General features: G+C 58.7%; 20 protein-coding genes and 1 pseudogene. 10 read left to right on the top strand and 11 right to left on the bottom strand.

Translation table 11 applies throughout. The annotated features are described in order from the left end of the window. Window positions 1-190: 190 nt before the first annotated feature. From ACWHXD_RS23545 to ACWHXD_RS23525, 5 genes are all read right to left on the bottom strand, one after another. Window positions 191-610: a hypothetical protein gene (locus ACWHXD_RS23545; protein WP_138763575.1), complete on the bottom strand. Its 420-nt coding sequence runs from the start codon at window positions 608-610 to the stop codon at window positions 191-193. Window positions 611-765: 155 nt separating this feature from the next. Beyond that, window positions 766-1398 carry a glutathione S-transferase family protein gene (locus ACWHXD_RS23540; RefSeq protein ID WP_138763576.1) on the bottom strand — a complete coding sequence of 211 codons (633 nt, stop codon included), beginning with the start codon at window positions 1396-1398 and terminating at the stop codon, window positions 766-768. A gap of 376 nt (window positions 1399-1774) precedes the next feature. Then, window positions 1775-3076 (bottom strand): IS4 family transposase, encoded by a 1302-nt coding sequence (locus ACWHXD_RS23535; RefSeq protein WP_098952610.1) that lies wholly within the window; start codon window positions 3074-3076, stop codon window positions 1775-1777. A gap of 487 nt (window positions 3077-3563) precedes the next feature. Continuing rightward, window positions 3564-3803, bottom strand: a complete 240-nt coding sequence (locus ACWHXD_RS23530; RefSeq protein ID WP_138763655.1) for a DUF6124 family protein — start codon at window positions 3801-3803, stop codon at window positions 3564-3566. Between the two features lie 388 nt (window positions 3804-4191). After that, a complete protein-coding gene (locus ACWHXD_RS23525; RefSeq protein ID WP_138763656.1) occupies window positions 4192-5103 on the bottom strand; it encodes a CgnE/CgnB domain-containing protein in 912 nt (303 codons plus the stop codon). A gap of 447 nt (window positions 5104-5550) precedes the next feature. Here ACWHXD_RS23525 and srmL point away from each other — a divergent pair, with 447 nt between their 5' ends. Next, a complete protein-coding gene (srmL, locus tag ACWHXD_RS23520; protein ID WP_138763657.1) occupies window positions 5551-6696 on the top strand; it encodes a PheS-related mystery ligase SrmL in 1146 nt (381 codons plus the stop codon). A 175-nt stretch (window positions 6697-6871) separates the two neighbouring features. Here the strand turns inward: srmL and gntR are convergent, their stop codons facing one another. Then, window positions 6872-7903, bottom strand: coding sequence for an HTH-type transcriptional regulator GntR (gene gntR / locus ACWHXD_RS23515; protein ID WP_161793224.1), 1032 nt, complete (start codon window positions 7901-7903; stop codon window positions 6872-6874). 212 nt (window positions 7904-8115) lie between these two features. On the opposite strand from gntR, the gene ACWHXD_RS23510 reads away from it, so the two are divergent. Both ACWHXD_RS23510 and ACWHXD_RS23505 read left to right on the top strand, forming a co-directional pair. Continuing rightward, window positions 8116-8649, top strand: a complete 534-nt coding sequence (locus ACWHXD_RS23510) for a gluconokinase (RefSeq protein WP_098950545.1) — start codon at window positions 8116-8118, stop codon at window positions 8647-8649. An 84-nt stretch (window positions 8650-8733) separates the two neighbouring features. Then, window positions 8734-10086 carry a GntP family permease gene (locus ACWHXD_RS23505; protein WP_032895592.1) on the top strand — a complete coding sequence of 451 codons (1353 nt, stop codon included), beginning with the start codon at window positions 8734-8736 and terminating at the stop codon, window positions 10084-10086. A 135-nt stretch (window positions 10087-10221) separates the two neighbouring features. On the opposite strand, the gene alaC is transcribed toward ACWHXD_RS23505, so the two are convergent. After that, window positions 10222-11433 (bottom strand): alanine transaminase, encoded by a 1212-nt coding sequence (gene alaC, locus ACWHXD_RS23500; RefSeq protein WP_032895593.1) that lies wholly within the window; start codon window positions 11431-11433, stop codon window positions 10222-10224. Between the two features lie 195 nt (window positions 11434-11628). Here alaC and ACWHXD_RS23495 point away from each other — a divergent pair, with 195 nt between their 5' ends. Next, window positions 11629-12111 carry a GyrI-like domain-containing protein gene (locus ACWHXD_RS23495; protein ID WP_138763658.1) on the top strand — a complete coding sequence of 161 codons (483 nt, stop codon included), beginning with the start codon at window positions 11629-11631 and terminating at the stop codon, window positions 12109-12111. A gap of 49 nt (window positions 12112-12160) precedes the next feature. On the opposite strand, the gene ACWHXD_RS23490 is transcribed toward ACWHXD_RS23495, so the two are convergent. Beyond that, entirely contained in the window at window positions 12161-12652 is a 492-nt protein-coding gene (locus ACWHXD_RS23490) for a GNAT family N-acetyltransferase (RefSeq protein WP_305493674.1), read from the bottom strand. Window positions 12653-12797: 145 nt separating this feature from the next. On the opposite strand from ACWHXD_RS23490, the gene ACWHXD_RS23485 reads away from it, so the two are divergent. The 4 genes and pseudogenes from ACWHXD_RS23485 to ACWHXD_RS23470 all read left to right on the top strand — a co-directional run bounded on the left by ACWHXD_RS23485 (window position 12798) and on the right by ACWHXD_RS23470 (window position 14984). Further along, on the top strand, window positions 12798-13217 hold the full coding sequence (locus tag ACWHXD_RS23485; RefSeq protein WP_054918266.1) for a YybH family protein: 420 nt from the start codon (window positions 12798-12800) through the stop codon (window positions 13215-13217). A 42-nt stretch (window positions 13218-13259) separates the two neighbouring features. Next, complete coding sequence (locus ACWHXD_RS23480; protein ID WP_032895597.1) at window positions 13260-13613, top strand: YciI family protein; 354 nt, start codon at window positions 13260-13262, stop codon at window positions 13611-13613. Between the two features lie 57 nt (window positions 13614-13670). Next, window positions 13671-13764, top strand: a pseudogene (locus ACWHXD_RS23475) (polyketide cyclase); the annotation flags it as partial. Next, entirely contained in the window at window positions 13761-14984 is a 1224-nt protein-coding gene (locus ACWHXD_RS23470) for an RNA polymerase sigma factor (RefSeq protein WP_138763514.1), read from the top strand. The pseudogene ACWHXD_RS23475 and the gene ACWHXD_RS23470, both read left to right, overlap by 4 nt. A gap of 137 nt (window positions 14985-15121) precedes the next feature. Here the strand turns inward: ACWHXD_RS23470 and ACWHXD_RS23465 are convergent, their stop codons facing one another. Next, complete coding sequence (locus ACWHXD_RS23465; protein WP_138763515.1) at window positions 15122-15976, bottom strand: LysR family transcriptional regulator; 855 nt, start codon at window positions 15974-15976, stop codon at window positions 15122-15124. Window positions 15977-16064: 88 nt separating this feature from the next. Here ACWHXD_RS23465 and ACWHXD_RS23460 point away from each other — a divergent pair, with 88 nt between their 5' ends. Beyond that, window positions 16065-16502 (top strand): multidrug/biocide efflux PACE transporter, encoded by a 438-nt coding sequence (locus tag ACWHXD_RS23460; RefSeq protein ID WP_138763516.1) that lies wholly within the window; start codon window positions 16065-16067, stop codon window positions 16500-16502. A 109-nt stretch (window positions 16503-16611) separates the two neighbouring features. Here the strand turns inward: ACWHXD_RS23460 and ACWHXD_RS23455 are convergent, their stop codons facing one another. Next, window positions 16612-17370 (bottom strand): SDR family NAD(P)-dependent oxidoreductase, encoded by a 759-nt coding sequence (locus ACWHXD_RS23455; protein ID WP_098950553.1) that lies wholly within the window; start codon window positions 17368-17370, stop codon window positions 16612-16614. Window positions 17371-17475: 105 nt separating this feature from the next. Here ACWHXD_RS23455 and ACWHXD_RS23450 point away from each other — a divergent pair, with 105 nt between their 5' ends. After that, complete coding sequence (locus tag ACWHXD_RS23450) at window positions 17476-18372, top strand: LysR family transcriptional regulator (protein ID WP_138763517.1); 897 nt, start codon at window positions 17476-17478, stop codon at window positions 18370-18372. Here ACWHXD_RS23450 and ACWHXD_RS23445 read toward each other — a convergent pair. Beyond that, window positions 18369-19286 (bottom strand): LysR family transcriptional regulator, encoded by a 918-nt coding sequence (locus ACWHXD_RS23445; protein WP_138763518.1) that lies wholly within the window; start codon window positions 19284-19286, stop codon window positions 18369-18371. The genes ACWHXD_RS23450 and ACWHXD_RS23445 overlap by 4 nt on opposite strands. Between the last annotated feature and the right edge of the window lie 56 nt (window positions 19287-19342).

Raw genomic sequence — 19342 nt, 5'->3', positions numbered from 1 at the left:
CACCTGGAATCTTAGCTGGCTAACGGAAATCGGGGTTTGTTAAGTTGCGGGCGGTAGCCCGTACATTCGCCGATTAATTGCGCACGGCGACTCTGTTTCAGAGGTTTATCGCGCGAAGGCTGCCTGCCGAAGGTTGCTATCGGCAGGCAGCTTCTGGCGGGAGTAATACCTTCCCCGTTGCGAGGGTGTTCTAGTCGTGCTTGAAGTCCTCAACCTTATAAGCGCCTTGGGTGAAGCTCATCTTCTTTTGATGGTCTTGCGCGTTTTGCGCCTCAAAGTGGAGGGACGCTGACAGAATATTGCCTTGCAGTTGCAATACGGTAAATTTGCCACTGGTTGCCATATAGTTGCCGGACTCGCCTTGTCGCGTGTCGTCAAACTCAAGCCTTACTTTTTTATCACTCCCCGTTGCATCGATGTCGTAGGTCTCACCTGCCTTGATATTCTGGTCGATGCTCATTTTTATCAAGCCGGAGCCGGACATGATTCCGACTGTCGAATTGAACCCTGACTCTCCGTTCAAATGGGCGACGAAGGACGTGACAAAGGGCTCACCCCATTCATCGATGACTCCGGAAATTTTGTCGTTCTCACCAATCTTCTTGCTCATGACTGCTTCTCCATATTCAGGGATGAGCAAGGCATTGCCCTTGCTCTGGTTTATGAATAGGCGAAGGTGCAAAACAGATCTACTGTCAGATATGACAGGTAGGGTAATTTTCAGACCGATGGTGATGACCATCGGCCTATAGCTGAATAGCCCGCTTAGTTATGGCCGTCGAGGGCGAAGGCCTGGAAACCAGCGTGCTGGCTGAGGCGTTGATAGTAGGCTGCGACTGCAGGGTAGGGCGGATGCTCCATGGGCGTCATTTTCCAGCGGTGTACCGAAAGGCCGATCGGAATATCGGCGAGGGTGAACTCTTCGCCGGACACATAGGAGCCGGTCTTGGTCAACTGTTGTTCCAGCAAGGCCATCTTGTCATTCCAGGCCTGCACGCCCGCCTGGATGCGTTGCGGGTCCTGATAGTCCGGGTTTTGACGCACCAGTGCGTGGAACGCATAGCCCCACGAAGGGTTGAGTTCGGTGGCCTGCCAGTCCATCCACTGTTCGACCCGTGCACGCAAGGCAGGCTCAGCGGGTAGCAAGTCATGGCGCTGATAGAGGCCGACAAGGTAGCGGCAGATGGTATTGGACTCCCACAGCACGCCATGGTCGTCGATCAGCACCGGCACCTGGGCGTTGGGGTTCAAGGCGAGGAAATCGGTGGATTGGGTAGGCTTGAAACCGATGCCCCAGTCTTCGCGCACATAGTCGATGCCCAGCTCCTGGCAGGTCCAGAGTACTTTGCGCACGTTGATGGAGGAGGTGCGGCCCAGGATTTTCAGTGAATGGCCCATGGTGCTTCCCTGGCATCTAAGAGAATGACCAATCTAGCAGGGGCCGGGCACGGCGGCGAGGGTGTGAAGCGGGCACGGTCGAAAATGTGGGGCTTGCCTGGGATAGCGTTGTGTCAGTCAATGAGGGGGTTGCCTGATACACCGCTATCGCAGCATAGGTATCTACACAACTTTGGTGCGACGCTGGACCTGTGGCGAGGGAGCTTGCTCCCGTGACGACCGGATAGCCGACGCCTATCTATCTGACACCCCACGATCCAATTGTGGGAGCTGGCTTGCCTGCGAAGACGGCCTAACAGTCAACACAGTTGGACCGGGTACATATCCATTATTTAGGTAACGGCCACTTAGGGTTCCGCCCTGACGGCCATCCCTTTCAAGGTCTTTTCGTTTTGGCAGCCTTGATTACCCTGTCCGTTGAAACATGCGCATTCACCGCCGTGCCTTGCACCCATGTCTTGGGTTTAGGCACCTTGGGGCCGCGGGGACTTTTCGCAACTTGTTTGGGTTGGATGTTTCTAGCCAGCTCCAACAAGCGCTGGGCCAACTTTTCCACAGGGATGGCGGGAAGATATTCCGAGGGCAGTGCAATCTGCATTCCCTCATAACCACTCCTGACCTGGACCGCCAAGTGATAGATCGAGGCTTCCCAGCCATCAGGCTGGGTCTCCCGATGGGCTTGCTCCACGCTTCGCTTGAGTACGGCCAGGACGTTGTAGGCCAACACTGCCGTAGTGAACCCGAGCAAGGCGGCCTTTGGGCTGCCGAGAGTTTCGATTTCACTTTCCAGGATCGCTTCCAGTCGCTGGAACATACCTTCAATGCTCCAGCGGCGGCGATAGAGTTGCGCGATCTGCTCAGCGCTGACGCTTTCAGGCAAGTTGCTCCAGAACATCAAGCTGCTGTCACCCGAGTCTGTTGGCGAATGAAGCGTCAGTTCGACGCGCCGACATTGGTAACCGCCTCTGACCTGGATGATCTGCTCACGCACAGAGCCTGTTTCCACAGGCACGGGTTCTTGCCACTCACCCTCTTGAATCAGGCGTGGATGTTTGGCTTGCTGGCGAATGACAAAGGACGTCTGGACCTGCTCACAAGCTTCCATTACCGGAAGCGTGCAGTAGAGTCGGTCAGCCAGCCACACCTGGCCCGGTTCAGCATTAGCCAACAGAGGCAACACGCAAACGCGCTCGCTGGCGTAGGCATCCTCACATGCCTGAAGGTCGATGACCTGATCGAGATCAGGATCGTAGACCACTACCGAAAAACCGGGACGAGCCGCACCTCGCTCCTGGCGTAAAGCCCCCAGACGCTTCTCAGTGGATGCCAGGTGATTGCCGTCTACCACGCGAACCTGCCAGTCCGGCAGCATCGTCGTGCAGCCCAGTTCTTTGATGGTTGGAGTCAGTCGTTGCGCACTACCGGTGACCAGAGCGCGCAACAGCGCGGGTTCGGTACGACTGATCTTGTCGTAAAGCGCCGCCAAGCTGACAGGGAGATCTTCCAGTTGCCGCGCGGCGGCGTGCAGGGATGGCTTCAAGCCCAATGAAACAAGGGACATCAGCTTGATTATGGTCGAGAACAGTAGTTCACGAGAATACTGCCGTTGCCGATGTTCTTCGAAGACCTGATCGACCCACTCAGGGGCAATAGCTTGTTCCAGCGCCAATTTGGCCATGACGCTGGCAGGTGCTTTTTTCTCGAAACGCGCTAGAACATCGGCCCACATCGTTTGGGATCCCTGAATGAAATTTCAGGGGATTTTACCGAAGACCTTGAAAGGGATGGCCCTGACGGCGGCTCACTTTTGAAAAGCCGGAATGCCGGCCCAGTCAAAAGTAAGCAAAACGCTCTTGCCCCACCACTCGGCACCTCGCTTAGGCTCGGTGTGCCCGAACACAGGCTTGAATCCGTGGGCCGCCGCCACGCGCCATCCATGGCGCGGGGCGGCTAACCCGGCGTCCTGCCGGGTTACCCACGAATTCAAGCCTGCGTTCGGCCAGCGTGGTTTAACGGGGCGCCTGAGATCAAGATCAAAAGCAGGTCAAGATCAAGAGCCGCTCGCTTCGCATCGTGGTTACCGTCTGCTGTTACAACCCACAAAGTTGTGTAGATACCTATGGCTATCGCAGGCAAGCCAGCTCCCACAGGGATCGTGTATTGCTTCAGCAGCGTGGTGTGTGCTGGTCCATGGCCTTGCCCACCAACAATACGCTCAGCTCGCTCAATTGATGAATGGCCAGGGCTACATCACGGTGTTTGCCGGTGAGGTCATCGGACAGGTCGAGCAGCAGGGTGCTGACGGAGCAGACGGTTTCGTAGCTGTTGGCCAGTAGGGTTTCGGTGGAGATACCGGGGATGAGCGTGAAGAGGGTGGTTGGCGGCGTATCGATTTGTTTGATCATTAGAGCATCCTGGAATGGGCTGCCGCCGTATCGCTACTAAACGAGGGTGGCAACTGTACGCAGGTTAGTAGACCGGTGGACACTCAAAGCCGGCGCACCCGAAAGTGCCCTACGCACAGCCGCCATTAACGCGGGCAGACTTATGCACTTAGAGTGACCGAACTCGGGCTACTAAACCCGATCACCGAGAAATTCAGCGACCGTCAAACCTTAGAGACCGCCACCGAGGCGCACAAGCCGGCGGATTCTGACGTAAGCGTAGGCAGCGGAGCAAGGCGCTTACTGCAAAGTAAGCTGCGTCCTACGACGATCCTACGTTCGTCTTATGATTCCCACAGTTCTTCGTGGGAAAGGAGTTCTGCCGAGGGGGGATGGCATCAACTCACTTTTATGATGACTGGACGACGACACCCGGGCATAGGAAGTCAATGTGATACCCCGTTGTTCCATCCCCAACTGCCACATGGACTCCGCTGATGCCTTCGTTCATTTGGGAGTTGATCTTGAAATCAATCAGTGGGGTGATTGCCTGGTTTACGCCGATTGCGAACTCAGTGAGCTTCGCAGCCCTGGGCCCCGCCGCGTTCTGAATGAGGTCTATGTAGTCCCGGCCATCTACTTTGAATGACGTGACCGTGTTGCCACTGATTTTGAGTAAGGCTTTTTTGGAGGCAACCTCTTCGAGCAACCTATCAAGTGAGTTTTTGAGGGCCCGATTCACATTCTCCGTCTTTCTGCACACCGTCAGAACTCCCGCAACATAAAAATTGCCATCTACATAAAACGGACAGGGATCTTGAGGTTTCATATGGGCGAAATGAACCTCGAAAAGCTCTGCAACTGAATGAACGAAATCATCCTGCAAGTCTTCTTCAAAAACAGCATAAGGAACGGCATCCTTTGAAAGGGTTACGTTCGAGTGAGTCATGGGGCCAGACAGTTTTAGAGGCGTCTTGCAGTTAACCAGCTCTACCATTTTTCTCTGTTCTGTCAAGGCGTGTGCGATGTTGCTTTTGTTGAGTTGTTCTAAACCATAAATGGCATTGTCTATGGACGCCTCAAATACATGTACTGGGCAAAAGATGCAGCGTTTTTGGGTGGTAAGTTTCGCCAGTTCAAACGTTTTTTTTGCAGCTCTGTCAGTGAATGAAAACACAATGCTGTTTCGAGCCAGTGACTTAGCCTGCATTATGTTTTGCGTAACGAAGTTTTGTTGAGCGCAGCGTTTCAAAAACGGTTCGGAATCTGAGAGTACTTCAAAACGGGTTATGTCCAAAAATGGTAGTTGGGAAAGCGTCATGTTCACTCCTCCTGGGCAAGGGCGCCAAAGCATTGGCCTTGGCGCGTTCGTGCTCTAGTTAAGGCCACGAGAGTGGTGGCCAAGTAAATCCTTCAGCGTCGGATGTTATGTGATTGAGCTTTGGTTCGAATGGCTCAACTACTGAAGTGGTTTCTGAAGCTTTCATTTTCACCTCCTGTAAGAATTGATTGGATGCCCTGTTGGTAGGGCGGGATCATTAAAGCGCTAGATAGGTGGTGAAGGATACTGCTGATTTGTATTTTTTATATCGATTATTTTTAAGGAGGAGTTTTTTATAAGGAGTAAGGGTTTCTGTAAGAGTTGTCTGTAAGTTCGATCTTACAATGTAGTTTTTATAGCGCGGGTTGTTGACCCTGTTTGTTTTTTAAGCGTAGTTTTTAACTTTCGTTTGCGCAGTAGGATGGTGCGGATAGTGGAGGTGTGATCATGCGTTTATTCAAAAAGGTAATAACTGCCAGCGAGCTACAGAGGGCACTTACACTTACGGACCTCACCGATGTGACGCCTGAGCCTCACGCGGTCCGACTACTGCTCGATGAAATACTCTGCGAGCTGACTCGGCGTCACTGGCCTGAACCTCAACTCCTCGAGGGGCCGCGAGTGGTAACGGCTCAAGATAACTATGGCTTGCTTGGTTATGACGGGGATGAAATCACATTGGGCAGTGCTCATACGCGCTGGGTCGATAACTTGAGCCTGCTTCGTACGCAAACAACCAGCTTGATCCCAGCTGCATTACAGCACTCAAGCACAGTCCGCCAACCTGGGCAGATTATGATGTTAGCCGCCCCAGGCATGACATTTAGACGTGACAGCCGAGATCGTTGGCACTGTGCTGAGCCCCACCAGATGGACATCTGGGTATTAGGTGACCCGCAGCTTTCTACCCAAGATCACCTCCTGCGCCTGGTTGGGGATGTTTTGGACGCTGCGGTACCCGGTATGGCCTGGGTTTTCTCGGACAGCCCTCACCATTACACCGAGGGGGGCATCGAGGTGAACCTGATGCTTGATGGGAAACCGATTGAGGTGCTGGAGTGTGGTTGTATTGCTCAATCACTTCTTGAGCGCTTGAACATCAATCCCCTGCAGCACGGTGGTTTGGCATTGGGCATGGGGCTGGACCGGTTGACCATGCTGCGCAAGGGCATTCCGGATATTCGGCTCCTGCGTGATAACCATCCCCGTGTCAGGGCCCAAATGTTTGATTTGAAACCCTGGCAACCGATCTCTCGACTGCCGTGTATCACTCGGGACATCTCCCTCGCGGTCACGCCAGGGCAAAGCGAAGAAACCATCACCGAAAAGATGCTGCTCGCAGCCGGTGAGGATGCTGTGTGGGTGGAAGAGATGCAGATCAAGGGGCGCTGGTCTCGAGATGAGTTGCCGGCGCAAGCAATTGCTCGCCTGGGGTTATTGCCTGGGCAGGAAAATATCCTGCTTCGTATCGTATTGCGCGATTGTTCGCGTTCCATCAGTTCCGAAGAGGCCAATGCGCTCTATGAGCGTGTCCAGGCATCGTTGCACGAAGGTGCGCAGGGCAGTGGGTACCGGCTCCCTGCGTCTGATTAAAACAAGGCGGGCAGGTTATGGTCAGTCACTAAAGCGCCGACCCCTGTGGGTAATACATGGCCAATGTGGGAGCTGGCTTGCCTGCGATGGCGTTGGATCAGCCAACATATCGTGGCCTGACACACCGCCATTGCAGGCAAGCCAGCTCCTACATTGATTACGTTCGGCTCGACGTTCAGGTGCTCTCGCGCACCTGCAACTCAAACCCCATATCCACCACCGGCTTGGCCACCTTGTTGCCCGCCATGATTGTCAGCAGATGCTCCGCCGCTCGGCGCCCGATGGCTTCCCGTGGCGTGCTGATGCTGCTCAGGCGCGGCACCATGAAGGACGAGGCAGGGAGGTCGTTGAAGCCCAGCACGGCTACACGTTCCGGCACCTTGATGCCGTGGCGCAGGGCTTCGAGCAGGGCGCCCTGGGCCAGGTCGTCGTTGCCGAAGAAGATCGCGTCCACATCCGGGTGGGCGGCCAGCAGTTGCAAAAACAGTTCGCCACCCAGGCCCACGGAAGACGGGCGTGGTGTCAGCAGCTCCAGCGCCGGGTCGTACATGCCTGCTTGCTGCAAGGCGCGGCGGAAGCCTTCGCCACGCAGCAAAGTACGTTGGTCCAGTTGTGCGCCGATATAGGCCAGGCGCTTGCGACCCCGGGACAGCAAGTGCGCCGCTGCTGTCTCACCGGCGGCCAGTTGCGAGAAGCCCACGCAGTTCACCCCAGCATTGGGGTCCAGATCCATCATGTACACACAGGGCACATTGCTGGCCTCGACCATTCGTCGCGCGCTTTCGGTGCGGTCAAAGCCGGTCAGCAACAACCCCCGTGGCTGGTAGGCCATGTAGTTACGCAACAGGTCTTCTTCTTCATCGCGCGAATAATGGGAGTTGCCGATCAGGACTTCAAAGCCCTTGGGCCGCAGTACCTGATGGATAGCTTCCAGGGTTTCGATAAACAGCAGGTTGGACAGTGACGGCACCAGCACCACCACCGAATGGCTCTGCGCCGAGGCCAGGGCGCGGGCAGCGGGGTTGACCACGTAGCTCAGTTCGGCGGCGGCCTGTTGCACTTTTTCCACCAGTTCGGTGGCCACCGTGCTGATGCCGCGCAGGGCACGGGAGGCGGTGATCGGGCTGACGCCAGCAAGGCGCGCCACTTCATTGAGGGTAGGGCGGCCCGTTGTGCGGGTATTTTTATCGTTCTTGGAGGTCATCAGGCGGCTTGCCAAACAAAAATCGAGGCACTAAGGTAGCGCTGTCTCCAAAGGGCTGCAAATTATTGAACCTAGGGTTGCCTGATCCGGTTCGAATGATTGGAGCGGATGCACGCGTCACTCCATAAAAATGACAAGTCGGCGCGGGAAAAGCCTGTTTTTGCACTAGCCTTACGCTATGCAAAGGTAGCGCTATCTGCGTCCTGAGGTGTTTCATGAGTCAACCTGTTACCGCCCTGGTCATCATGGGTGTTTCCGGCTGTGGCAAGTCCAGCGTCAGCCAAGCCCTGTGCGCCCTCAACGGCGCCACTGCCATTGAAGGCGACAGCTTTCACCCTGCCGCGAACATCGAAAAGATGAGCGCCGGCCACCCCCTCAACGACGACGACCGCGCCGGCTGGCTCGACATCCTGTGCGATGAACTGCGCCGCGCGTTGAAAGCCGGCGAGCATCCCGTACTGACCTGTTCGGCGCTGAAGAAAAAATACCGTGACCACCTGCGCGAAGCCGCGCCGGGCCTGGGTTTTGTCTTCCTGGAGCTGACCCGCGAAGTCGCCGCCGACCGCGTGTCTCACCGGCCCGGCCATTTCATGCCGGCCAGCCTGATCGACAGCCAGTTCGCCACCCTCGAATCGCCCAAGGGCGAGCCGCTGACCCTGGCGCTCAACGCCAGTGAAGACAGCGTGAAGGAGCTGGCCGAGCAGACCAATATCTGGTGGCGCAAGCACGGCTTCGAACCTACTCATTAATTTTTTGCCGGAAAAGATAGCGCTATCCCCGGCAGGAAGTTCAACACCCGCTTTAATAACAACAACAAACAGGAGAGACCCCCCATGTTTGGCATGTCCCACGAGTCTTACCTGCTGCTAGATGCAGTAGTCACTATCATCGGGTTGATCGTACTGATCACCAAGTTCAAGGTGCACCCGTTCATTGCACTGATCATCGCGGCCGGCTTCCTTGGCCTGACCTCGGGCATGCCCGTGGACAAGATCATCAAGGCGTTCCAGGACGGTTTCGGCGGGGTGCTCGGCTTTGTCGGCATCATCCTCGCGCTGGGCACGATGCTCGGCAAGATGATGGCCGAGTCCGGCGGTGCCGATCAGATCGCCCAGACCCTGATCCGCGCCTTCGGCAAGGAAAAGGTCCAGTGGGCGATGATGTTCGCCGCGTTCCTGGTGGGCATCCCGCTGTTCTTCGAGATCGGCTTTGTGTTGCTGATCCCGCTGGTGTTTATCGTCGCCCGGCGTACCGGCGTGTCGCTGATCAAGATCGGTATTCCGCTGCTCGCTGGCCTCTCGGCGGTGCACGGCCTGGTGCCACCGCACCCGGGCCCGCTGCTGGCCATCGGCGTGTTCGGTGCCGATATCGGCAAGACCATCCTGTACGGTCTGATCGTCGCGCTGCCGACCGCCATCATCGCCGGCCCGATCTTCGGTACGTTCATCGCCAAGTACATCCCCGGTAACCCGTCCCAGGAACTGGTGGACCAACTGGCCCGCGAGACCGATAACAAGTCGCTGCCCAGCTTTAGCATCACCCTGATCACCGTGCTGCTGCCGGTGTTCTTGATGTTGCTCAAAACCTTTGCCGATATCGCGTTTGCCGAAGGCAACGTGGTGCGCAACTGGATGGACATGATCGGCCACCCGATCACTGCACTGCTGCTGGCGTTGCTGTTGTCGCTGTACACCTTTGGCCATCGCCAGGGCATCCACTCCAAGCAGATCCTCAAGTTGCTCGACGCCAGCCTGGCGCCGACCGCGGCGATCATCCTGATTATCGGTGCCGGTGGTGGCTTCAAGCAGATGCTGGTGACCAGCGGTGTGGGTGACGTGATCGGCCATATGGCGGTGAACGCGCAGATCAACCCGATCCTGCTGGCGTGGCTGGTGGCGGCGGTGATTCGGATTGCTACCGGTTCAGCGACGGTTGCGACCATTACCGGTGCGGGCATTGTGGTGCCAGTGGTCGGCATGATCCCTGGGGTTAACCGCGAGTTGCTGGTGCTGGCGACGGGTGCGGGTTCGTTGATCCTGTCTCACGTCAACGATGCGGGGTTCTGGCTGGTCAAGCAGTACTTCAACATGACCGTGGCCGAGACGTTCAAGACCTGGACGGCGATGGAGACCATTCTGTCGATCGTGGCGCTGATCTTCATCATGTTGCTGTCGTTGGTGGTGTAAGCCACACCCCAAAGCAAGAGTGGGAGCTGATCAAATGTGGGAGCTGGCTTGCCTGCGATAGCGGTAGTGAATCCAACACTGCCATCGCAGGCAAGCCAGCTCCCACATTGATTGGGTTTCTTCAGGTAAGGCAGGTCAGGCTTTGCTGACCAACCCATCCGCCCTGAACATCCCGCGAATCCCGCGCACGGCCTGGCGAATCCGGTCCTGGTTTTCGATCAGCGCAAAGCGCACATGATCGTCGCCATACTCACCAAAGCCGATCCCCGGCGACACACACACCTTCGCTTCCAATAGCAGTTTCTTGGCAAACTCCAGCGAGCCCATGGCCGCGTACTGCTCGGGAATCTTGGCCCAGACATACATCGACGCCTTCGGGTTCTCCACCATCCAGCCCAGCTCATGCAGGCCTTTGACCAGCACATTGCGGCGCTGGCGGTACTGCTCGGCGATGTCTTTGACGCACTGTTGGTCGCCTTCCAGCGCCGCAATTGCCGCCACTTGCAGCGGGGTGAAGGTGCCGTAGTCGTGGTAGCTCTTGATGCGCGCCAGGGCGTTGACCAGTTCCGGGTTGCCCACCATGAAGCCAATGCGCCAGCCAGCCATGTTGTAGCTCTTGGACAGGGTGAAAAACTCCACCGCAATGTCCTTGGCGCCGGGCACTTGCATGATCGAGGGGGCTTTCCAGCCGTCGTAGACGATGTCGGCGTAGGCCAGGTCGTGCACCACCAGTACGTCGTACTGCTTGGCCAGGGCGATCACCCGTTCGAAGAAGTCCAGTTCCACACACTGCGCGGTCGGGTTGGACGGGAAGCCGAGGATCATCATCTTCGGTTTGGGGATCGAGCCGCGAATCGCGCGCTCCAGCTCAGCGAAGAAATCCACGCCGGGTATCAGCGGCACCGAACGCACCTGGGCGCCGGCAATCACTGCGCCGTAGATATGAATCGGGTAGCTGGGGTTGGGCACCAGTACGGTATCGCCCTGGTCCAGGGTGGCCAGCATCAAGTGCGCCAGGCCTTCCTTGGAACCGATGGTCACGATGGCTTCGGACTCCGGGTCGATATCTACCGCGTAACGGTCCTTGTACCAGCGCGAAATCGCCCGGCGCAGGCGCGGAATACCTTTGGAGGTGGAGTAGCCGTGGGTGTCTTCACGCTGGGCGACGGTGACCATTTTCTCCACGATATGAGGAGGCGTGGCGCCGTCAGGGTTACCCATGCTCAAGTCGATGATGTCTTCGCCGCGCCGACGCGCAGCCATCTTCAGCTCGGCAGTGATATTGAAAACATACGGGGGGAGTCGATCTATGCGCGCAAAGCGGCGCGGCGAACCTTGGTCTGCCATTGTTGCCTCGAGGTACGTAAGCGCCCGGAACCGTCCGAGCGACGTCGGCCACTGCGGTGGCCTGCGGGGCAGACAATACGGGCGATGATGGCCAGTTGTCTAGATGCGTAGGAAATTTTTCTACATGGAGTGCAACGCAGATATGCCCCTATACTCGATGCGGGTTTGTTCCCTCATAAGAAGGAGACTGTTCGTATGGATCAGCAGACAAAAAAACCGTTGGAGTTACGCTTGGAAGCCGGCAAAGCCCTGGTGATCGCCGGGGTGCAAGGGCGATATTCGAAGGCCACCGTGGGCGATATCCCACGGCTGTGGGAGTTGTTCGATACCTGTATCAAATACCTCAAGAAGCGCGTCGGCGGTGTGACCTACGGGGTGTGCCATAACCCGCACCACGGCGAATTCGATTACCTGGCAGGGGTTGAAGTCCCGGCTAAAAAGGATGTGCCGAGCAATTTCGAGTACATCGAAATCCCGCCGCTCAACTATGCCGTGTTCCCCCACTACGGGCCGGTGCAGGCGCTTGAGCAAACCTACGAGCGCATCATGTTTGAATGGCTGCCGCATTCGGGCTACAAGGTCATGGGCGCAGATTTCGAGCGCTACAGCGCGGATTTCGATGCCAGGAAGGGCACGGGGACGGTGGAAATCTGGCTGCCGATCGGGGAGCGGGGCTGACACTGCACCGGATGTCACGTAAACAGAACATGTTTACGTGACATTGCCGCTATGGATCAAACCTGAAACTCAACCGGCGCTCATACCCCACGCGGCCCTTGTACGCCTCACCGCGATCCACCCATCCCGCCCCCAGGTACAACCCCATCGCCGCCAGGTTGTGGGTATCCACCGACAACTCCAACCCCTTGATCTGCGGCCACGCCTCACGCGCCACGGCGGGCAACGCCTGCAAACACACCTTGCCGTATCCACGCCCCTGCTGATGCCGGTCTACCTGTAGCGCGTGGAGCGTGGCGCTGTGTTCATCGGCCCAATGAGGCAGGCACGGTGGGCGCTTGAGCAGCAGGAACGCCACGGGAAGGTCATCGGCCAACAGCGCAAAGCCCTTGACCCCAGGGCTTGGCTTGGCGAGCAGAGTGTTGAGCGCGCAATACATATCACCGCAAAACGGCAGTTGCTCAGGGTGAACTTCGATGGCGCCGACGTGCTGTTGTTGCACAGCGTTCAGCGCCTCGTAGGCAACGAGGCGGGTTTGCATGGGGCTGTCCGAACGGCTGCAAGGGAAGTGGCAGTTTATCGGGTTTGGGCCACGGGAAATTATTTTTCAGGGGGATGTCGATTTCCCTTCGGGCCATTCGACTAAGGATGTCTTCCGTGATTTTCCACCCCAAGGAGTCATCGCCATGAGCACTGCAATCAAGAGCTTGATCGAGCAATGGAAACACGCCGTTGTCAGCCGCGATATCGACCAGATTGTCAGCTTTTACGCCGACGATATCGTCTCGTTCGACGCGGTAACCGCCTTGCAATTCAAGGGCAAGGCGGCCTACCGCGCGCACTGGGAAGCGTGTATGGAGCACTGCCCCGGCCCCGGCATCTTCGAGTTTCATGAACTGCATGTCGTCGAAGCGCCAGACAGCGCATTCGCCCATTGGCTGGCCCATTGCGGCGGTGCCGGGCCGGACGGTGAGGTGAAGGCCTGCTGGATGCGCGTCACCGCTGGCTACCAGCGCATCGATGGCCAATGGAAGGTGGTGCACGAGCACTGGTCGGCACCGTTTGATATGCAAAGCGGCACGGCGTTGTTCGACCTGAAACCTTGAGCACCGCGAACTATAGTCAGTAGTCCGAAAACGGAGAACGCCATGAAATACCTGTGCCTTATCTACAGCGACGAGCAGGTGTTGCACACCTCGCCCGACAGCCCCCATGACTCGGAATGCCTGGCCTACGCCGAGGCCATCCAGGCCAGCGGGCGCATGCTGGCCGCCGAGCCGCTGGAGTCGGTGACCACCGCCACTACCGTGCGCATGCGCAACGGCAAGCTGTCGATCACCGACGGGCCGTTTGCCGAAACCAAGGAGCAGCTCGCCGGGTTCTACCTGATCGACGCCAAGGACCTCAATGAAGCGCTCCAGGTGGCGGGCGGCATTCCGGCGGCCCGGGTCGGCAGTGTGGAAGTGCGCCCCGTGCGCCAATTGGATCTCTCAACACAATAATCAAAAGACGTGAGGAGGTTTCCCCGTGAACACTCAACCCGCTGAATGTGAACTGTCCAGCAAGCCCACGAGGCCATGGGGCTTTCATGACGGCTGGGGCCAGAGGCTGGACCGCCTGGTGAAGTGGGTGGCCGAGGGCATGGTCGATTGACCGCGCAGATCGACGCCATTTACCGCAGCGAATCACGCCGCGTGCTCGCGACGTTGATTCGCGTGCTGGGGGATTTCGACCTGGCCGAGGAGGCGCTGCACGAGGCGTTTTTTGTCGCCGTGCAGCGCTGGCCCGAGGATGGCGTGCCGGATAATCCTCGGGCGTGGCTGGTGTCCACCGGCCGCTTCAAGGCCATCGACCGCCTGCGGCGTCAGTCGCGGTTTACCCCGTTATTGGAGGAGCAGGCCGACGCGCTGGAAGCCGCGCCGTGGAGTGATGAAGACGTGGAAGACGACCGCCTGCGCCTGGTATTCACTTGCTGCCACCCGGCGTTGGCAGCCGACGCCCAGGTTGCGCTGACCTTGCGCGAGATCTGCGACCTGAGCACCGAGGCCATCGCTCACGCTTTTCTTGCCACGCCCACCGCCATTGCCCAACGCATCGTGCGCGCCAAGGGCAAGATCCGTGAGGCGAAAATCCCCTATCAAGTGCCGTCCCGGGCCGAATTGCCCGAGCGGTTGGACAGTGTGCTGCGGGTGATTTACCTGGTGTTCAACGAGGGCTATTCGGCCTCAGCGGGCGCCGACCTCACCCGTGAAGACCTGACCCTGGAGGCCATTCGCCTGGGCCGTTTGCTGCTGGAGTTGCTGCCCGAGCCGGAAGTCATGGGCTTGCTGGCGTTGATGCTGCTACACGAGTCGCGCCGGCCCGCCCGCACTTCTGCCAGCGGCGAACTGGTGCTGTTGGACGCTCAGGATCGTACGCTTTGGAACAGCGCCTTGATCGCTGAAGGCTGCGCATTGGTGGAGCAGGCGCTGATTACGCCACGCTTTGGACCGTATTGCCTGCAGGCGGCGATTGCCGCCGTACACGCCGAGGCGCCCAACGCAGGGCAAACCGATTGGCGGCAGATTGTCGGGCTCTACGATGTATTGCTCAGGGCTGTGCCGTCGCCGGTGATCGAGTTGAACCGTGCGGTGGCGGTGGCGATGGAGCAGGGGCCGTTGGCGGGGTTGGCGCTGGTAGACAACCTTTTGCAGCGCGGTGAGTTGCAGGACTACCACTTGGCGCATTCGGCGCGTGGGGAGTTTTGCCGGCAGTTGGGGCGGTTTGACGAAGCCCGCAGCGCGTACGAAAAAGCCTTGTCCTTGACCCAGCAAGCGCCAGAAAAACGCTTCATCACGGGACGCCTCGCCGAACTCAATTCCCCCAGACAGTGACGATCCAAATGTGGGAGGGCGTAAGCCTAATACCTGTAGGAGCGAGCTTGCTCGCGAAAAACTCACCGACGCCGCGTTTCTTCAGGAAGCACGCGTTATCGTTGACGTTCTTCGCGAGCAAGCTCGCTCCTACAGGCTCATTCCAGCATCTTCTCCAGCAACCAACTCCCCGCAGGCCCCGGCGGCTGTTGCCGCGACCACAACGCATCCACCGCCACCGAGCGTGGCCAACTGCGCACCTTGAGTTCAACCAACTGGTTGCCGCCAAAGCGCTCCACCAGCCAGCGCGGAATCGGTGCCCAACCAAAACCCAATTGGGCCATTTCCATCAGCATCAGGTAACTCGGTGCCGACCACACGCGCTGGGTGCTGCGGTTTTCATTGGGGCTGATGATGCTCGCCAAGCGCAACTCCCGGTGTTGTTGCAGGGTGTGCGGGGTAACCTTGTCCAGGTTCGCCAATGGGTGTTTGGGCGAGACGAACAGCGCGATCTCCGTGCGTTCCTCCACGGGGGAAAACGTCAAGTCCGGCGGGTAGACTTCCTGTTGCTCGATAAACGCGATCTGCGCCCGGCCACTTTGCACCAGCGCGATCAGGTCTTCGCATTCCGCGATCAGGCATTCCAGCTCAAGGTCCGGGTAGCGTTGTTCGAAGGCGGTGAGGGCGACCTCGAACCGATCGGATTGGTAAGTATCGGACATGGCGATACTCAGCTTCGGCTCCAGGCCTTGCGATAACTGACTGGCCGCCAGCTCCAGGCGGCTACTGGCTTCCAGCACTTGCTCAGCCCGTTGCAGCAAAACATGCCCCGCAGGCGTAAGGGTCGGTTTGCGGCTGCTGCGGTCAAACAGCACCACGTCCAGGTCGATCTCAAGGCTTGCCACCGCCGCGCTCACGGTGGACTGGCTCTTGCCCAGCTTGCGCGCCGCCGCGGAAAACGAGCCTTGGGTGGCCGCCTGGACAAACGCCTGGAGCACTTCATGGGAGGCCATGACTATCGCCTTGATCGATGGTTATTGGTTATGAAGTATCGAGACAAAGCCTGAACATGGCAACCATCGTCACTCACGGAGCCGGGTCATGACCCCTACCAAATCCCTTACTGAACGCGTTTTTCAAGCCCTTGGTTTCGAAGGGCTGGCCTTGTTGATCTGCACGCCACTGCTGGTGTGGATCACCGGCCGGCCGGCGCTGGAGATGGGCGCAGTGACCTTGGGCATCAGCCTGTTGGCACTGAGCTGGAACGTGGTATTCAACAGCCTGTTCGACCGCCTTAAAACCCGCCTGCAACTGGCCAACGGCGGTTGGACCCGTGTGCTGCATGCGCTGCTGTTTGAAGGTGGCCTGATCCTCTTGGCGGTGCCGTTGATTGCCGCCCTGATGAAGATCAGCCTGTTGGAAGCCTTCATCCTCGACATTGGCGTGTTGTTGTTCTTCCTGCCGTACACCTACGTGTACCACTGGGGTTATGACGTGTTGCGCGAGAAATTCGCCGGTAAAACCCCAGCCACCCTGTAGGAGCGAGCTTGCTCGCGAAGATCGCCAACGATAACGCGGAGCCTTTGGAAACACGCGGCGCGCTTGAGTTTTTCGCGAGCAAGCTCGCTCCTACAGAGGAGGCCGCCGTTTAGAGGAACATCCCGCCCGACGCCTCGATCCGCTGGCCGGTGATCCAGTGGCTGCCATCGGCCAGCAAGATCGAAATCGCGCCGCCAATGTCGTCCGGCAAGCCAGCGCGGCCCAGGGCGGTGTTGTTGGCCACCATCGTATTCACGTCGGTGTTATCGCGTACCGCACCGCCGCCGAAGTCGGTGGCAATCGCACCCGGTGCCAGGGTGTTCACGGTAATCCCCCGTGGGCCGAGCTCTTTAGCCTGGTAGCGCGACAACACTTCCACCGCGCCTTTCATGGACGCGTAGGCCGCATAACCCGGCAGGCTGAAGCGTGCCAGGCCGCTGGAAATATTGATGATGCGCCCGCCGTCGTTGATCAACGGCAGCAGTTTTTGCGTGAGGAAAAACGGCGCCTTCACGTGGATCGCCACCAACTGGTCAAACTGGGCTTCGGTGGTCTCGACAAAGCTTGCGTGGGTGCCGACTCCGGCGTTGTTGATCAGGAAATCGAAGCGATCCACGGCGAACACATCCTTGAGCAACTTACCGATCTGGCCAACGAACGCATCGAAGGTCGCGCTCTGGCTTACATCCAATTGCAGCATGGCTGCGCGGCCACCCAAGGCCTCTACTTGAGCAACCACGGCTTGGGCTTCGGCCGCTGCGCTGTGGTAGGTACCGATGATGTCGATGCCTTGCGCAGCCAGGTGCAGAGCGGCGCTTTTGCCCAGGCCACGGCTGGCGCCGGTGATGAGTGCGATTTTACGGGTCATGGTGCAGTCCTCGAACGGGGTTAGTGGGACTGAGTGTATTTGTCCGCCCATTACGTGATAAACAGCGCTATAACGGAATCACTGGCCGGATAAGGCGAACAATCTATGAACAAGCTAGAGCTACTGCGTACCTTTGTGCGAGTGACGGAATTGTCGAGTTTCACGAAGGCCGGTGAAAGTCTCGGCCTGCCGCGCTCCACCGTGTCCGAGCATGTGCAGGCGCTGGAAGAACTGCTGGGCGCACGGCTGTTACAACGCACCACACGCAAGGTGCAGGCGACCCAGGATGGTCGTGTGCTGTACGAACGCAGCAAGGACCTGCTGGCGCACATGGAGGAATTGGAGGGCTTGTTTCGCCAGGATGAAACCCAACTGGCCGGGCGCATACGGGTGGACATGCCCAATGTCATGGCACGCAGCGTGATCTTGCCGAACCTGCCTAACTTCATGACGCGCCACCCGCTGATCGACATGGAGATCAGTTGTTCGGACCGCCAGGTGGACCTGATCGCCGAAGGGTTCGACTGCGTGGTGCGCGTCGGCGCCCAGCCCGATCAAACCGTGGTAGCGCGGCGGGTGTGCAGCATGCCGATGGTCAACTGCGCGAGCGCGGCGTACCTGCAACGGTATGGCGTGCCCGAAACCCTGGCAGACCTGGCGCATCACCAGTTGGTGCATTACGTGCGGCCACTGGGCGCACGCTCGGCCGGTTTCGAATACCTGGTGGGCAATAAAGTGCAGCGGTTACCGATGGCAGGCCGGGTGACGGTCAACAGCACCGACGCCTATCAGTCGGCGTGCCTGGGCGGGTTTGGCATCACCCAGGTGCCGCAGCTCGGCATACGTGATTTGTTGGCCAGCGGCGAGTTGGTGGCGGTGTTGCCCGACTACCAGGCGCCGCCCCTGGATGTGTCGTTGCTGTACGCCGGCCAGCGGCATCTGCCGTTGCGGGTGCGGGTGTTCATGGACTGGTTGGCCGCCACCCTGCACGCCCATCTTTAGCGGCGTGCCGACAACTGCTGCGGTGCCAGGAACGCGTCGTGGAAGTAGTCCCGGAACGCTTGCATCGCCGGGGTGAAGTCACGCTCGCGGTGCCAGGCCAGGCCGACGCTCATGGGCGTGACCGGGTCGGTGACGGTCAGGGTTTCGATGCGCTTGCCTTCCAGGGACCAGGGCCGGTGCACCAGGTCTGACAGGATCGCCACGCCGCTGCCGTTGGCAACCATGCTGCGCACCGCTTCCACCGAACTGGTGCGCAGCCGCACCTTGGGGGTTTGCCCGGCCTGTTCCCAGTAGCGCATGGCGCTGTGTTCGGCTTCATCCACGGTAAGCAAAATGTAGGGTTCTTGGGCCACGTCCGCCAGGCTCACGGCACCGCGTTCGCACAACGGGTGATGGCTGGGCAGCCACAGGCGGCGTTCGGAATTGAACAGAATTTCCGAGACGATATCCGCGTGGGTGAGGTTGGCGGTGAGCACCACGGCCATGTCGAACTGGCCGTCGAGCAGGCCCTGTTCGATGGCCTGGCGTTCCTGTTCGAACACCTCGATGGTCACGTCGGGATGCCAATGCTCCATGCGCTGCAAATGGTGCGGCAGGAAATAACCCAGCACGGTGTAACTGGCCGCCACCCGCAGCACGCCGCTGGCGCGGTAGTCCGGCAACGGGCTGTTGAGGGCGTCGTCCACGCTGCGCACAATCACATAGGCACGGTTGAGAAAATGCCGCCCGGCATCGGTGAGGTTCATGCCCTGGGCCGAGCGCACAAACAGCTGCACGCCGAGCATGGCTTCCAGCTCCTTGATCGCCGTGGTCACCGCCGATTGGGAAATATTCAAGTGAATCGCCGCCTGGGAAATCTGGCCGATCTCGGCGGTGGCGACGAAGTAGCGAACCTGGCGCAAGGTGAGGGACATGAGCGATATCTGATTTTCAGAAGATGGGCCATCTGATAATAGATCTTCCCAAGGGG

This window comes from Pseudomonas fjordensis, assembly GCF_976987115.1.
Note: the sequence above shows the minus strand (reverse complement) of the source record. Positions and strands in the feature narration are given on the sequence as shown.

What these genes read in the sequence shown, in the direction of transcription:
- ACWHXD_RS23545 (WP_138763575.1), bottom strand. Translation starts at nt 610, where the DNA reads ATGAGCAAGAAGATTGGTGAGAACGACAAAATTTCCGGAGTCATCGAT.
- ACWHXD_RS23540 (WP_138763576.1), bottom strand. Translation starts at nt 1,398, where the DNA reads ATGGGCCATTCACTGAAAATCCTGGGCCGCACCTCCTCCATCAACGTG.
- ACWHXD_RS23535 (WP_098952610.1), bottom strand. Translation starts at nt 3,076, where the DNA reads ATGGCCAAATTGGCGCTGGAACAAGCTATTGCCCCTGAGTGGGTCGAT.
- ACWHXD_RS23530 (WP_138763655.1), bottom strand. Translation starts at nt 3,803, where the DNA reads ATGATCAAACAAATCGATACGCCGCCAACCACCCTCTTCACGCTCATC.
- ACWHXD_RS23525 (WP_138763656.1), bottom strand. Translation starts at nt 5,103, where the DNA reads ATGACGCTTTCCCAACTACCATTTTTGGACATAACCCGTTTTGAAGTA.
- srmL (WP_138763657.1), top strand. Translation starts at nt 5,551, where the DNA reads ATGCGTTTATTCAAAAAGGTAATAACTGCCAGCGAGCTACAGAGGGCA.
- ACWHXD_RS23510 (WP_098950545.1), top strand. Translation starts at nt 8,116, where the DNA reads ATGAGTCAACCTGTTACCGCCCTGGTCATCATGGGTGTTTCCGGCTGT.
- ACWHXD_RS23505 (WP_032895592.1), top strand. Translation starts at nt 8,734, where the DNA reads ATGTTTGGCATGTCCCACGAGTCTTACCTGCTGCTAGATGCAGTAGTC.
- alaC (WP_032895593.1), bottom strand. Translation starts at nt 11,433, where the DNA reads ATGGCAGACCAAGGTTCGCCGCGCCGCTTTGCGCGCATAGATCGACTC.
- ACWHXD_RS23495 (WP_138763658.1), top strand. Translation starts at nt 11,629, where the DNA reads ATGGATCAGCAGACAAAAAAACCGTTGGAGTTACGCTTGGAAGCCGGC.
- ACWHXD_RS23490 (WP_305493674.1), bottom strand. Translation starts at nt 12,652, where the DNA reads ATGCAAACCCGCCTCGTTGCCTACGAGGCGCTGAACGCTGTGCAACAA.
- ACWHXD_RS23485 (WP_054918266.1), top strand. Translation starts at nt 12,798, where the DNA reads ATGAGCACTGCAATCAAGAGCTTGATCGAGCAATGGAAACACGCCGTT.
- ACWHXD_RS23480 (WP_032895597.1), top strand. Translation starts at nt 13,260, where the DNA reads ATGAAATACCTGTGCCTTATCTACAGCGACGAGCAGGTGTTGCACACC.
- ACWHXD_RS23465 (WP_138763515.1), bottom strand. Translation starts at nt 15,976, where the DNA reads ATGGCCTCCCATGAAGTGCTCCAGGCGTTTGTCCAGGCGGCCACCCAA.
- ACWHXD_RS23460 (WP_138763516.1), top strand. Translation starts at nt 16,065, where the DNA reads ATGACCCCTACCAAATCCCTTACTGAACGCGTTTTTCAAGCCCTTGGT.
- ACWHXD_RS23455 (WP_098950553.1), bottom strand. Translation starts at nt 17,370, where the DNA reads ATGACCCGTAAAATCGCACTCATCACCGGCGCCAGCCGTGGCCTGGGC.
- ACWHXD_RS23450 (WP_138763517.1), top strand. Translation starts at nt 17,476, where the DNA reads ATGAACAAGCTAGAGCTACTGCGTACCTTTGTGCGAGTGACGGAATTG.
- ACWHXD_RS23445 (WP_138763518.1), bottom strand. Translation starts at nt 19,286, where the DNA reads ATGTCCCTCACCTTGCGCCAGGTTCGCTACTTCGTCGCCACCGCCGAG.